General features: G+C 67.7%; 12 protein-coding genes. 3 read left to right on the top strand and 9 right to left on the bottom strand.

Annotated elements, in window-relative coordinates; all coding sequences use genetic code 11:
• Positions 1-61: 61 nt before the first annotated feature.
• Complete coding sequence (locus AC3A6M_RS12120) at positions 62-1,777, bottom strand: M1 family metallopeptidase (RefSeq protein ID WP_487852979.1); 1,716 nt, start codon at positions 1,775-1,777, stop codon at positions 62-64.
• Positions 1,778-1,925: 148 nt separating this feature from the next.
• Between AC3A6M_RS12120 and AC3A6M_RS12115 the strand changes: the two genes are divergently transcribed.
• Positions 1,926-2,519: an isochorismatase family protein gene (locus AC3A6M_RS12115; RefSeq protein WP_487852978.1), complete on the top strand. Its 594-nt coding sequence runs from the start codon at positions 1,926-1,928 to the stop codon at positions 2,517-2,519.
• A 51-nt stretch (positions 2,520-2,570) separates the two neighbouring features.
• Here the strand turns inward: AC3A6M_RS12115 and AC3A6M_RS12110 are convergent, their stop codons facing one another.
• Entirely contained in the window at positions 2,571-2,861 is a 291-nt protein-coding gene (locus tag AC3A6M_RS12110; RefSeq protein ID WP_487852977.1) for a hypothetical protein, read from the bottom strand.
• A gap of 129 nt (positions 2,862-2,990) precedes the next feature.
• Positions 2,991-3,977, bottom strand: a complete 987-nt coding sequence (locus tag AC3A6M_RS12105) for an LLM class flavin-dependent oxidoreductase (protein WP_487852976.1) — start codon at positions 3,975-3,977, stop codon at positions 2,991-2,993.
• A 124-nt stretch (positions 3,978-4,101) separates the two neighbouring features.
• Between AC3A6M_RS12105 and AC3A6M_RS12100 the strand changes: the two genes are divergently transcribed.
• Complete coding sequence (locus AC3A6M_RS12100; RefSeq protein WP_487852975.1) at positions 4,102-5,367, top strand: serine hydrolase domain-containing protein; 1,266 nt, start codon at positions 4,102-4,104, stop codon at positions 5,365-5,367.
• Between the two features lie 149 nt (positions 5,368-5,516).
• On the top strand, positions 5,517-6,263 hold the full coding sequence (locus tag AC3A6M_RS12095) for a hypothetical protein (RefSeq protein ID WP_487852974.1): 747 nt from the start codon (positions 5,517-5,519) through the stop codon (positions 6,261-6,263).
• Between the two features lie 79 nt (positions 6,264-6,342).
• Here the strand turns inward: AC3A6M_RS12095 and AC3A6M_RS12090 are convergent, their stop codons facing one another.
• From AC3A6M_RS12090 to AC3A6M_RS12065, 6 genes are all read right to left on the bottom strand, one after another.
• Positions 6,343-6,762 (bottom strand): hypothetical protein, encoded by a 420-nt coding sequence (locus AC3A6M_RS12090; protein WP_487852973.1) that lies wholly within the window; start codon positions 6,760-6,762, stop codon positions 6,343-6,345.
• 227 nt (positions 6,763-6,989) lie between these two features.
• A complete protein-coding gene (locus AC3A6M_RS12085; protein WP_487852972.1) occupies positions 6,990-7,940 on the bottom strand; it encodes an alpha/beta fold hydrolase in 951 nt (316 codons plus the stop codon).
• 53 nt (positions 7,941-7,993) lie between these two features.
• Positions 7,994-9,499: a succinyl-CoA:acetate CoA-transferase ScpC gene (scpC, locus tag AC3A6M_RS12080; RefSeq protein ID WP_487852971.1), complete on the bottom strand. Its 1,506-nt coding sequence runs from the start codon at positions 9,497-9,499 to the stop codon at positions 7,994-7,996.
• Between the two features lie 3 nt (positions 9,500-9,502).
• Complete coding sequence (locus AC3A6M_RS12075; protein WP_487852970.1) at positions 9,503-10,414, bottom strand: bestrophin family protein; 912 nt, start codon at positions 10,412-10,414, stop codon at positions 9,503-9,505.
• Between the two features lie 57 nt (positions 10,415-10,471).
• The gene (gene uvsE / locus AC3A6M_RS12070) at positions 10,472-11,377 is read right to left on the bottom strand and encodes a UV DNA damage repair endonuclease UvsE (protein WP_487852969.1); all 906 of its coding nucleotides are present in this window, start codon (positions 11,375-11,377) and stop codon (positions 10,472-10,474) included.
• A 165-nt stretch (positions 11,378-11,542) separates the two neighbouring features.
• On the bottom strand, positions 11,543-13,936 hold the full coding sequence (locus tag AC3A6M_RS12065; RefSeq protein ID WP_487852968.1) for a PAS domain-containing sensor histidine kinase: 2,394 nt from the start codon (positions 13,934-13,936) through the stop codon (positions 11,543-11,545).
• Position 13,937: the final 1 nt, after the last annotated feature.

Here is a 13,937-nt window from a genome sequence, read left to right as displayed (position 1 = left end):
AGGAACTTGGGTCCCCGCCTTCGCGGGGAGTCGTTTCCGGCAATGCCGGGAACGACGGTTTTTAAGCAGCCTTCTCCTTCTCTTTCTTCTTTTTCAGCTCGTCCAGATACTGCCGATACCGCTCGATATGCTGCTCCCTGCGCAGCACCTTCGAATGCGGATCCAGCGTATAGCTTGCCCCTTCCGGCAGCTCGACACTGCCGCGCCCGTCCGTCATCGGCACGCTGACCACGCGATTTCCCACCTTGACCTCGACCGGCATCGGGAACGGCGTGTTCTTTTCCGTCTTCCAGGCCAGCTGCAAGGTGTTGCCGCTGCGCGTGGCCTGCAGTTCCGGCAGGTCCTTCTGGTAGAGGTAGGCCTGGAAGAACCAGTCCAGGTCGCGCCCGCTCACGCGCTTGACGATGGCCATGAATTCGGGCGTCGTGCCGTAGCGCGGCGCGAGCGCGCCCGGACGCGGGTCGGCGGTCCCGTACACTTCTTCGCGCACCGCGCGGAAGAAGGCTTCGTCGCCGATCAGGCCGCGCAGCGTGTGCATGACCAGTGAACCCTTGTTGTAGATGTCCTGTCCCGGGCCGCCGCGCTTTGTGTCGTAGACGTCCTCTTCCAGCCGCGGCTTGCCGGACACGATCGGCGCCTTGTTCTCGATCATGGCGCGCTGGTGCATCAGCGATGCGAAGTATTCCTGGTCGCCGCGCAGGACCTGCATGTAGAGCGGCTGCATATAGCTGCCCAGGCCTTCGTGCAGCCACATGTCGTCCCAGTCGGCGTTGGTCAGCTGGTTGCCGAACCACTCGTGGGCGAACTCGTGCTGCAGCAGCTCGTCGTAGCCATACGCCGTCTTCGCGTACTTGTTGCCGTAGGCATTGATGGTCTGGTGCTCCATGCCCTTGTGCGGCGTTTCCACCACGCCCATCTTTTCGTCGCCGAAGGGGTAGGGGCCGATGGTGCTCTCGAAGAAGTCCAGCATCTGCGGGAACTCGGCGAACAGTTCCTTTGCGCCCTTTTCGCTCTGCGGCAGGTACCACATGCGCAGCGGAATCACGTTGCCGTAGCGGCTGCGGTATTCGCCCGACAGCAGCTGATAGGGCGCGACGTTGATCGAGATGCCGTAGGTGCTCGGGTTCCTGGTGCGCCAGTGGTAGGTGCGCCAGCCGTCCGCCTCATCCATGCCCATGGCGATGCCGTTGCCGGCCGCGACCAGCGGGCTCGGGACCGTGATGTGCTCGTCGACCTGTTTCGGCTTGCCGGTCGGATGGTCGATGCAGGGCCAGAACAGGTCGCAGCCTTCGCCCTGCACGGCGCTCGCCACCCAGGGCTGGCCGTCGGGCGTCTGCGACCAGACGAAGCCGCCGTCCCAGGGCGCGCGCCTGGCCACGTGCGGCTGGCCGTGGTAGCGCACGCGCACCGCCACCTGCTTGCCGGGCTGCAGGGGCTGCGGCAGGGCTATGGTCAGCTTGCCGTCCGGATTGCGCCAGTTGGCGGCGGACAGCGGCTGGCCGTCGACCTCGATGGCGTCGATCGGCAGGTTGCGGTCCAGGTCGAGCTCGATGCTGCCGACCGGCGCGCGGGTGCCGAAGGTGAGCGTGACGTCGCCCCGGATGCTGCGGCTGGCCGGCTCGATGCGCAGCTTGAGGTCGGCCTTGTCGAATTCGAGCGCCTGCTGGGCCGCGCTGCGCGGAGCGCCGGAACCGAGGCTGTAGGCGGTGAGGGGAGGCTGGGTGGTGGCGCAGGCCGCCAGCAGTGCGCTCATGCCGGCGATGGCGATTTTCTTCATGGTCTGCGGCGTCTGCCGTCTCTATTTATGATCCTGAGAAATTTATCACAGCGTCAAGCCGCGGTCTGTATTTATCCGGAGGCCGGCCTTGGCCGCCGCGCGCCGCCAAAACCGCGCCTGGTGAATACTTCGGCCCAAGGAGGATTCCATGAACAAGACCCTGAATATCGACATCGGCCGCACTGCTCTCGTGCAGATCGACCTGCAGAACTTCAACGTGAAGAAGGAACTGGCGCCGCATCCGGCCGAACGGGTGGTGGGCAATTGCGTGCTGCTGGCCGGCGAAATGCGCGACCGCGGCGGCATGGTGATTTTCGTGCGCGTGCAATTGGACGAGCTGCTGCAGCTGCCGGCCGACAACCCGATGTTCAAGCCCGGCACGCCGACGCCGCCGCCGGAAGCGTCGCACATGGCGCCCGAAGCCCAGGTGCAGGCCACCGACCATGTGGTGACCAAGCGCCAGTGGGGCGCTTTCTACGGTACCGAGCTCGACCAGCTGCTGCGCCGGCGCGGCATCAAGACCCTCATCATGAGCGGCATCGCCACCAACTACGGCGTCGAATCGACCGCGCGCGCGGCCTTCGACCGCGGCTACGAGCTGGTCTTCGCGGAAGACGCGATGAGCACCGCGAACGCGGAAGCGCACAAGCACTGCTGCGAGAACGTGTTCCGCACCATGGGCCGGGTGCGCTCGACCCGCGACCTCATCGACGCGCTGCAGGCCGGCACCGGCGACGCCTGAGCGGGCGCGGCGCCGCTCACCGCCGGGGTGGCGCGGCGCCCCGCTGTGTCCTTATTTACGGCGGGATGCGGCCTGGGAATTCGCCTGGGCCTGCGCATTGGCGTTTGCCTGGGCCTGGGCATTCGCCTGGGCCTGGGCCTGGGCTTGTTCCCGTTCCTGCTTCTTCGACATGTGGTGGCCCACGGCGCAGCCGACGGCCGCGCCGAGCACGTGGTGCTTGCCCAGGAAGTGGCCGCCGACGGCGCCCGCAGCCGCGCCTTTCAGGCAGCTGGGCTTGGCATAGGCGGCGCCGGTCGAGGCCAGCGACATCACGAGGGATACGGCAATCAATCGAGCTTTCATGGTCATTCTCCGGTAGGTGGGCGGCCGGACGGCCGCCGATATGCGCAGCCTAGGCCTGGCGAACGTTCCCGACTGTTCGCCAATCAACGGAAAGAACGGCTTGGCGGCGTCATCGTTGACCAGCACACATTACGATCTGTCCATGATGCCTGCGGTAATCTCGTACGAGCGCAGACGCGCCGCGTGGTCGAAGACCTGCGAGGTGATCATCAGTTCGTCGGCGCCGGTGCGCTCGATGAAGGCCTTGAGCTGGGCGGCGACCGTGTCCGGCGCGCCGATGGCCGAGCACGACAGGACCGAGTCCAGCATCGACCGCTCCGGCGGGCTCAGCGACTCCAGATAGCCTTCGACCGGCGGCTTCAGCCTGGTCGGACGGCCGCTGCGCAGGTTGATGAAGGCCTGCTGCATCGAGGTCGCGCGGAAATGCGCCTCGGCGTCGGTGTCGGCGGCAAACACGTTAAAGCCGAGCATCACGTAGGGCTTGTCGAGCTGGGCCGAGGGACGGAAGGTGGCGCGGTACAGCTCGATCGCCTGCATCATCATCTGCGGCGCGAAGTGCGAGGCGAAGGCGTAGGGCAGGCCGAGGGCGGCCGCCAGCTGGGCGCCGAACAGGCTCGAACCGAGGATCCAGACCGGCACGTCGAGGCCGGCGCCCGGCACCGCGCGCACCTGGCGGCGCGGCGAGTCGGCAAAGTAATCCATCAGCTCCACCACGTCCTGCGGGAACTCGTCGGCGTCGGACGCCAGGTTGCGGCGCAGCGCGCGCGCGGTGGTGTGGTCGGAACCGGGCGCGCGGCCCAGGCCGAGGTCGATGCGGCCGGGGAACAGCGAGGCCAGCGTGCCGAACTGTTCGGCGATCACGAGCGGGGAATGGTTCGGCAGCATGATGCCGCCGGCGCCGATGCGGATCGTCGAGGTGCCGTTGGCAACATGGCACATCAGGACCGAGGTCGCCGCACTGGCGATGCCCGGCATGCCGTGGTGTTCGGCAAGCCAGAAACGGTGGTAGCCCCAGCGCTCGCCGTGCTGGGCAAGGTCGAGCGAGTTGCGGAAGGAATCGGAAGCGGTGGCGCCCTCAACGATGGGGGCGAGGTCGAGTATCGAGAGAGGAATCATGGGGCCATGATACGCCGTTCGGATTTTTCCCGCCGACCGCGCCCCGCTTGACCCCGCCAAGTGGCCTGCCTATGATTGCCTTTCGTTAATTCCTCTGCCCGGGCCGTCCGCGCCCTTGCCAACCATGCCACGTTCTTCCCTCCGCCTGCTGTTCGCCGCCACTTCCGCCGCCGTATTCCTTGCCGGTTGCGCCTCGCCGCCGCGCTCCTCCATGGGTGCGGAACCGCAGTCCGCGCAACTGGATGCCGCGCGCTTCCCGGAGATCGACGCCGCCGTCGAACAGGCCGTCGCCGCCCGCCAGCTGCCGGGCGCGGTGGTGCACCTCGAACGCGGCGGCCAGTCCTACGAGCGGGCCTACGGCAAGCTCAGCTACGAGCCGGATGCGCGCCCTGTCGACACCGCCACCGTGTTCGACGCCGCCTCGCTGAGCAAGGTGCTGGCCACCGCGCCGTCCGTCCTGAAGCTGGCGGAAGAGGGCAGGATAGCCCTCGACGCGAAACTGGTGAGCTACTTCCCGGAATGCGCGAACGGCGGCAAGGATGCGATCACGATCCGGCACCTGCTGACCCACAGCTCGGGCCTGCCGTCCGGCCTGCCGGCCAGGCCGGCCTGGCATGGCGACGCCGCCGCCCACGCGCTGGCCTGCAGCCAGGCGGTGACCCATCCGCCCGGCACCTTCTTCCGCTACTCGGACATCAACTACATCCTGCTCGGCCAGCTGGTGCAGAAGGTGTCCGGCATGCCGCTCGACGAATTCGCGCGCACCCGCATCTTCGAACCGCTGAAGATGCTTGACACCGGCTACGCGCCGCTGCGCCGCCTGGACAGCGCCAGGGTCGCGCTGATCGCGCCGACCCAGAAGGGCAGGGAAGACGGCGGCGCGGGCCACGGCGACCTCGCCCCCGGCCAGCTGCTGCAGGGCGTGGTGCACGATCCGACCGCGCGCCGCATGGATGGCGTGGCCGGTTCGGCCGGCGTGTTCACCACCGCGCACGACGTCGCGCGCTACGCCCGCATGCTGCTCCAGGGCGGCGAGCTGGATGGCGTGCGCATCCTCAGCCCGGACAGCGTGCGGCTGATGACGACGCCGCAATCGCCGGCCGGCATCGAGGCGCTGCGCGGCCTGGGCATGGACATCGACTCGCCGTATGCGGTGCGTCCGCGCGGCACCCTGTTCCCGGTCGGCAGCTACGGCCATACCGGCTTCACCGGCTGCGTCCTGTGGATCGACCCCGGCTCGCGCACCTTCTACGTGCTGCTGTCGAACCGGGTCTATCCGGACGACAAGAGCAATGTGCTGGCGCTGTACACCAGGCTGGGCACGCTCGCCGCGCAGGCCGCGGCGGTGGCGGCGCCTCACGGTTCGCCGGCGGTGGCTGCCTCGCACTGACTCCTGCGACATATCGCTTTCCCGCTCATGGTTTTTTGCCGCACGGCTAACGCGCGCACGCTTTGCCGGGACCGTTTTACACTGCGAACCCTCAATGCATCTCGTTGATATTGTTGAGCTTTTTGCCCCAAATCCATTAGGAGAGCGATATGAAAATGAATAAGTTACTGAAAGGCCTTCTGGGAGCCTCCGTTGCGGTGGCGATGTTCGGCATGGGTAGCGCCCAGGCGCAAAGCAGCAATGCGTCGACCACCGGCGACACCAACGCCAGCGCCCAGGCAGACCAGGCCACCAGCAAATCGTCGACCAAGAAGCACAGCAAGAAGAAACACCACAAGAAGCACAGCGCCAGCTCGGGTTCGAGCAGCAGCGGTTCGACCAGCTCGGGTTCGAGCATGGGCGACACCACGACCTCGGGCAGCAGCAGCATGGGCAGCGGCAGCGGTTCGTCGGGCACCAGCGGCACCTCGGGCAGCGGCAGCATGGGCACCAGCGGTTCCTCGGGTTCGAGCGGCACCTCGGGCACCGGCACCGGCACCGGTTCGTCCGGCTCCAGCGGCAGCATGGGCACCGGCTCGTCCGGCACCGGCAGCGGCAGCATGGGCACCGGCTCGTCGGGCACCTCGGGCAGCATGGGCACCGGCACCTCGTCGGGTAGCAGCGGCACCAGCGGCAGCATGGGTTCCGGCTCGACCGGCACCAGCGGCATGAGCGGCAGCACCGGCGCGAGCGGCACCGGCACCACCTCGTCGGGCATGAGCGGCTCGTCCGGCATGAGCGGCACCGGCTCGGGTTCGGGCACCGGCACCAGCGCCACCGGCACCACCGGCACCGGCACCACGGGCACCACCCCCACCACGCCTCCTACCAGCGGCACCGGCGGCCGCGGCTATTGATCGCTCCTTGTCTGCGCGGTAACGCGTTAAGACAAACGCCAGCTTGCGGGCTGGCGTTTTTTTGGGAGCTGCGCGGCGCTCAGCGTTTTGCCCTCTGCGCGGGGATCGACACCATCGATGGCTTGCTGGGGTCGGGGACATAACTCAGCTTCATGTCGTAGTCCGTCCCCTGGTTGAATTCCATGACCACGTTGCCGTCGCCGGAGATGAACTTGTTCCTCGACACGGCCTTGAGCCGCATCGGCTTTTCGGTGTCGATGGTCGCGTCGATGTATTCCGGCTTGCCGAGCACTTCCACTTTCCAGCCATTCGCCATGTCATAGGTGCCGGCGATCTGCTTGACTTCGTCGGGCCTGAGCCGGATCGCCTTGGCCGGGGCCGTCACCGTCACGGTCGAGATCGGCGCAGTATCGGGACGGGGGTAGGGTTGGGTCTGCGCACCCGCGCCAGTGGCAAGCACCAGCAGGGATGCGGGAATCAAAAGAGATAGGAGGCGCATGATCGTTCCTTCACAAAGCATAAACCCTGGGACAGGCGTCACGCCGGATCAGCCTCGTGGCGGGCGTCGGATACCGCACAGCGGGCATCGCCCTGGCGGTATTTCAGTCTAGGCCAGCGTCGATCCGGAACAAGGGATGCAGGCGCGCGCATCACGAAACTGTCTCGAAATGGCAAAAGTCATATCTGCCCGAAATGAGGTCGGGCAGATGATGTTGCCAGGCGCATTCAATGCTGTTGCAGGAACCCGACGATCCGCGGATCCGTCGCTTCCGGATCCTCGACCACCGTCATGTGGCCCAGGCCGGGCAGCGAGACGAATTGGGCCTGCGGGATCGCGCGCTGCACGTCCAGGTGTTCGGCGTAGGGCACCGTTGCATCAAGCTCGCCCCACACCAGCAGCACCGGCAGGCCGCTCTTGCCGACCTTCTCGAAATCCGGCACCGACGATGCGTTCGACAGGTGGCGGATGCTCGACAGGATCGCGCGTCCGAAGCCGTCGTAGCGCATCTGCGGCTGGAAGCGCTCGGCCCAGCCGGGCACGCGTTCGGGGTGCGGGAAGTCTTCGAGCTGGTTGGCCGCCAGCGAAGGCAGGAACCAGGCGCGCGTCAGCCACTCGCCGACGCCCGGCCAGGCCATCACGCTGATGTCGTGCGGCCGCGTGAGGGGCGCCACCAGCACCACGCTGCGCACCCGCTCCGGATGCTCGGCCGCGAAGCGCCCGACGACCGCGCCGCCCATCGACAGGCCGAGCACGTCGGCCCTGGCGATCTGCAGCGTATCCATCAGTTCCACGACCTGGTTGGCGAACAGTTCGCGGTCGTAGTCCACGTCCGGGCGGGCGCTCCAGCCGCGCCCGTACAGGTCGAAGCGGATCACGCGGAAGCCCGCCGCCGCCAGGTCCGCGCTGGTCTTGTCGAACACATAGCTGGGCACCGAAAAGCCGTGCACCAGGATCACCGGGCGGCCCTGCTCGGGGCCGGCGGTGCGCACGTGGACGATGCCGTGCGAGAGCGTGACGAACTGCCCGGGCGCCTGGCGCCGCGCGCTGGCGTCGAGCGGACCCCGCTCCATGTTGCGCGCCAGCGGGATGGCGGCAAGGGTGATGGCGACGATGCCGCCCATCGCAAGCAGGATCTTGCGCAGGCGGCGTTTCGGTGTCGGAGCGGCAGCGGTCATGGTGGCGACAGGTCAAGAAAGATTGCCTATTGCACACTAATCACCCGCAGGCGTCAATCCTCGGGCAGCATCGATCCGGTCTCGCGGTAGCGCGCGTGCCAGGAGAAGGCCTGCTCCAGCAGGTGCGGGGTCTGGCCGCCGCGCTGGCCGGCCTCGGCGACGTACTCGCGCAGCATCGCGCGGTAGGGTTCCGCCGTGCAGCGCTCGATGATCACGCCGGCGCGTTCGCGCGGCGCCAGGCCGCGCAGGTCGGCCAGTCCCTGTTCGGTGACGATGATGTCGACATCGTGCTCGGTATGGTCGACGTGCGACACCATCGGCACGATCGACGATACGCGGCCCGCCTTGGCGGTCGACTTGGTGGCGAACACCGACAGGTAGGCGTTGCGCGCGAAGTCGCCCGAGCCGCCGATCCCGTTCATCATGTGGGTGCCGGCCACGTGGGTCGAATTGATGTTGCCGTAGATGTCGGCTTCCAGCGCGGTATTGATCGCGATGATCCCCAGGCGCCGGATCACTTCCGGATGGTTCGACACTTCCTGCGGGCGCAGCACCAGGCGCTCGCGGTAGCGCTCGAAGTCGCGGAACACCTGCGCGCTCTTTTCCGGCGACAGGGTGATCGAGGAACCGGAGGCGAATTCGAGCTTGCCGGCGTCGAACAGGTCGAAGGTCGAGTCCTGCAGCACCTCGGAATACATGGTGAGCTGGTGGAAGGGGCTGTGGACGAAGCCCGCCAGCACGGCGTTGGCGATGGTGCCGATGCCGGCCTGCAGCGGCAGCAGGCTGGAAGTCAGGCGCCCCTTGATGATTTCGTCCTCGAAGAAGCGCACCAGGTGGCCGGCGATGGCGGCGGTCTCCTCGTCCGGCGGCAGCACCGAGGACGTGCTGTCCGGCTGGTCGGTGATCACGATGGCGACGATCTTTTCCGGCGGGATCTCGATGAAGGGCGTGCCGGCGCGCTGTTCGACCGACATGATCGGGACCGGTTCGCGCATCGGCCGCTTTTTCGGAATCCAGATGTCGTGCAGGCCTTCGAGGCCGGTGGTCTGCGCCAGGTTGATTTCGACGATGACCTTGTCGGCCAGGATCGCGAAGCTGGCGCTGTTGCCGACCGACGTCGTGGGGACGATCGCGCCGCTCTCCGTGATCGCCACCGCTTCCACCACCGCCACGTCGACCGGCTGGATGTGGCGGCTGCGCAGCTGCTCGACGGTCTCGGACAGGTGCTGGTCGATGTACATCACCTCGCCGCGGTTGATGGCGGCGCGCAGCACCGGATCGACCTGGAAGGGCATGCGGCGCGCCAACGCGCCCGCTTCAGTGAGCAGCTTGTCGGTGTCGTTGCCGAGCGAGGCGCCGGTGAGCAGGGTGATCTTCAGCGGTTCGCGGCGCGCCCGCTCGGCCAGCGCGGCCGGGACCAGCTTGACGTCGCCGGCGCGGGTGAAGCCGCTCATGCCGACGGTCATGCCATCCTTGATCCAGCTTGCCGCCTCGGGAGCGCCGGTGACGCGATTGCGCAATCCGGCGCAACGGATTCGATCCAGGTATTCAGTCTTCATGTTCTAGCTGAGCCGGTAGTCGACCGGCAGTAGGGGTGGGGGAAGGTCGGTGTCGCCGAGCGCCGTGCGCAGGTCGATCTCGATGGTGCGGCAGATGGCTTCGAGCGGCAGGTCGTGGTCGGACATGCCGAACGGCTCCTCGATCTCGTCGCCGAGGGCATCCAGGCCGAAGAAGGTATAGGCGACCAGCAGCGTCACCAGCGGGGTCAGGTCGCCGATCGCATCGACCAGGCCGAAGGGCAGCAGCACGCAGTACAGGTAGGCGGTGCGGTGCAGCAGCAGGGAATAGGAAAACGGGATCGGCGTGCCCTGGATGCGCTCGCAGGCGGCGGCCACGCCCGTCATCGCCGCCAGGCTGGCGTCGACGCTTGGCGCCAGGCAGGGCTCGATGCGGCGTTCGCGCAGCAGCGTTCCGAGGTCGGCGCCCATCTCCAGCATCAGCGCGTGCGGCAGGTTGGGCAGGCGTCGCACGCGCTGCCATTCGTCCTGTTCCAGCCAGGGCGCGACGTCGGCCGCCGGGTCGCTGTGCCGCAGGCGGTGGCGCAGCGCGTGCGCGTAGGCGATCGCGCGCCGCATCATGCGCGCACGCTGTGCGCCGTCGTCGACCAGCGACAGGCACTGGCGCGCCAGGCTGCGGCTGCGCAGGACCAGCTCGCCCCACTGCTTGCGGCCTTCCCAGTAGCGGTCGTAGGCGGCGTTGTTACGGAAACCGAGGAAGATCGCGAGGGGCAGGCCCATCAGCGTGAAGGGGATTGCGCCGATCGCGATCTTGTGGCCCCACAGCGTGCCGCGGGTCCAGGTGACGGCGATCGCCAGCAGGGCGGTGCCGAGCAGGCTGAACCAGATGTTCGGCAGGACCGAGCCCCGCATGATCAGGAACAGGCGCAGCGGGGAAGGACGGTCGCGGACGATCATGTCTGGTTCGGTAACAGAAGCACATCCATTCTGAACCCGGCTGGGCGAATTGACTAATTACGATTCCTGATGGCCGCCATGCGGACGCTGAATGGTGCAGCGCAGCGCGGCAATCGCTTGTTCCTTGTTCTTGGCCTCGATTTCGATCCACGGCGCCTGGGCGTAGGACGCGGGCATGGTCGTGATCAGGTCCGCATGCTGGCGGTCGTTGAAGCCTTCGCGCCCGTTCGAGATGTGCACCATCTGGAGCGCCGGATCCGGCCAGGTGTCGCGCGCCTTGTTCAACATCTCGGCCACGCTGGGGTCGTCGTAGCTGGACAGCTTTTCGCTGACGATGTGGTGGTGGGCGTCGAACACCATCGGCACGCGTGCGCGTGTACAGACGTCGTGGATCTGCTCGGCGTTATAGGAGTACTCGTCGTTCTCGAGGCACAGGCGCAGGCGGATCGGGTCCGGCAGTTGCCGGATGCGTTCGACCAGGGCGTCGCTGCGGTTCGCCTTGCCGCCGTGGATCTCCAGCACCGCCCAGGGCGAGCGCGGCTGCTGCAACAGGTCCATGATGTCGGCGTGCATCTGCAGGATCTTGACGCTGTTGGCCACCACCTCGGGCGAATCGGAACTGAGGACGACGAACTGGTCCGGGTGCATCACCAGGCGCAGGCCGAGTTCGGTGGCGCGCCGCCCGGTGCGCGCCAGGCTGGGTACCAGCGCCTGCATCACCGCGCGCCCGACGTCCTCGTCGAAGAAAGGGAAGATCGAGGACGGGATGCGGTACAGGCGGATCCCTTCGCGCTTGCAGTACTGCAGGGCGTTGTCGAGGGTCTGGAGGTTGTCGCGGTAGATCCCGTCGAGCAGCTTGCGCTGGCCGTCGTCCGCATGCTCCAGCAGCCGCTTGCGCGTGACGGTGCGGTAACGGACATCCTTCGACACGGTGATACAGACCAGACCAAGCTCAGAAGACATAGCGCGGCGGATTCGTTGATGGGCAAGCCATGTTCCAACGAAACGCCAACTCGGTCAAACGCATGCCGTGCCGCAATTTCCTAAAACCGGGGTCAGACTCCGGTTTTTGGAAATGTATCGTTAGCTATTTCCAAAATCGGGAGTCTGACCCCGGTTTGGGGGAGATCAAAGGAGGGGCAGGGTGACGGTGAAGGTGCTGCCCTGGCCCTGGCCGGGGCTGCTGGCGGCGACCTGGCCGCCGTGCAGTTCGACCAGCTTGCGGACCAGCGCCAGGCCGAGGCCGAGGCCGCCCTGGGCGCGGTCGAGGGTGCGCGAGCCCTGGGTGAACAGGTCGAACACCACCGGCAGCAGGTCGGGGCCGATGCCGGTGCCGTTGTCGCGCACGGTCAGGCGGGCCTGGCCTTCGTGCTGGTCCAGCGCGACGTCGATGCGGCCGCCTTCGTGGGTGTACTTGGCGGCGTTGTTGAGCAGGTTGGCCGCCACCTGCACCAGGCGCGTATGGTCGCCGTCGACCATCAGGGCGTGGTCCGGCAGCGCCACTTCCAGGTGATGGCGGCGCGTTTCGACCAGTGGCCGCGACTGCTCGACCGCCTCGCTCACCACGCGCCGCAGGTCGGTCGGGCGGCGGCTGATCGTGACCAGCCCGCGCGTCACGCGCGAGACGTCGAGCAGGTCGTCGACCAGGTGGCGCATGTGCGCGACCTGGCGCGCGACGATCTCGCTGATCTGCTTCACGCGCGGCTCGCCGGCATAGGCGATGCGCAGCATGTCGGCCGCGCTGCTGATCGGGGCCAGCGGATTGCGCAGCTCGTGCGCCAGCATCGCCAGGAATTCGTCCTTGCGCTGGTCGGCCAGCTGCAGCGCTTCCTCGGCGTGCTTGCGCTCCGTGATGTCGATCGCGATCGCGTGCACCACCGTGCTGCGGCCGTCCGCACCGAGTCCGAGGCGGCCGCGGATGTCGATCCAGATCGTGCGGCCGTCGTCGGGGCGCTGGACGCGCGGGGTGGCGCGGTAGGCGCCGCCTTCGTGCATGGCGCGTTCGACGGTCTCGCGCAGGGCCGCGCGGTCGTCCGGATGGACGATCTCCCACAGCTCGGCGATATTGGACCAGTGCTTGCCGAACACGCTGTGCAGGTTGGCCGAGAAGCTGACCGAACCCGTGACCGGATCGCGCTCCCACACCGCCATGCGCGCCGCCACCAGGCCTTGCTGCAGCCGCTCTTCGCTGTAGCGCACCGCGCGCTCGGCTTCTTCGAGCTGGCTGACGTCGGTGCAGGTGCCGAACCACTGCAGGATGCGGCCGCCGGCGTCGCGCAGCGGCGCGACCGAACAGAAGAAGCTGCGGTAGCGCCCGTCCGCACCGCGCAGCGGGAAGGTCATCTGGTCGGGCTGGCCGCTGGCGATGGCCTGGCGCCAGCGCCGCAGCACATCGGGCAGGACGTTCGGGTCGTGCAGCTTGTGCCAGTCCGCGGCCGTGACGTTATCCGGCCCGGCGCCCACGAATTCGTACCAGCGGTCGTTGAACCAGAGGATGTCGCCGTCCGGGTCGGCCATCCACACCAGCTGCGGAATGTTGTTCGACAGCTGGTGGAACTTGCGTCGCTCCGCCTCCAGGTGCACGTGCTGCTCGTACAGCCGGTCGAGCATGCGGTTGATCGCGCCGGCCAGGCTGACCACTTCGCGGCTGCCGGCCAGCGGCGCGCGCTGCGTGCTGATGCCGGCGTCGCCCAGGCTGGCGGAAAAGGCTTCCAGGCCGCGCAGCTCGCGCGTCAGGCCCAGCGCCAGGCGTTGCGCCAGCAGGAACACCAGCAGCGCTAGCGCGGCCGTGATCGCGCCGATCAGCAGGTATTGCGGGGCCGGCGCGTCGAGCGGCGCCGCCAGCTTGCGCTCGTCCTCGCGCAGCACCAGGCCCAGGCGGGACAAGCCTGGCGGCAGCGGCACCGGCGCACTGATTTCGCGCGCCTGCGGCGGGCGCGCATTGCCGGGTTCGAGCACGGCCCATGGCGCCGGCTTGAGGTCGGCCAGCCGGATCTTGTACATCAGCGCGCCCTCCGGCGTGCGGGTGCGCGTGTAGCGCAGCAGGTAAACCCCGACCAGTTCGCCGTCCAGCAGGGCGGGGCGTTCGTCGCCGCTGGCCAGGCGCTCGCGCAGCCAGGCGGCTTCGCGCGGGCCGAAGCCGCCGGCGCCGTTGTCGGCGATTTCCGTGCCTTCGAAATCGGTGAACATCACCTGCACGGGTATGCCGTTCATCTGGCGCAGGCCATGCAGGAAGGGCGTCAGGTAGGTTTCCTTGCCGGCGCTGTCGACCAGCGCGTTGGCCAGGATCGGGCTGGCCGCGACATCCTTCAGGCGCGTGCTCAGCGCCGCCAGGTTGTGGCCGACCGTGGTCGCGTGGAAGGTCACCTCGCGCTGCTGCAGCAGGTCGTTGGCGCGCTCGCGCTGGCGGTCGATCAGCCACAGCGACACGACCGAGATCAGCAGCATGGCGGCCGCGGTCAGGATCGCCGCGGCGATCGCGAAGCGCCGCGACAGCCCGGTGGGCGCGGAACCCGGGGCCATC

This window comes from Telluria sp. Soil_C_11 (assembly GCF_057657395.1).
Note: the sequence above shows the minus strand (reverse complement) of the source record. Positions and strands in the feature narration are given on the sequence as shown.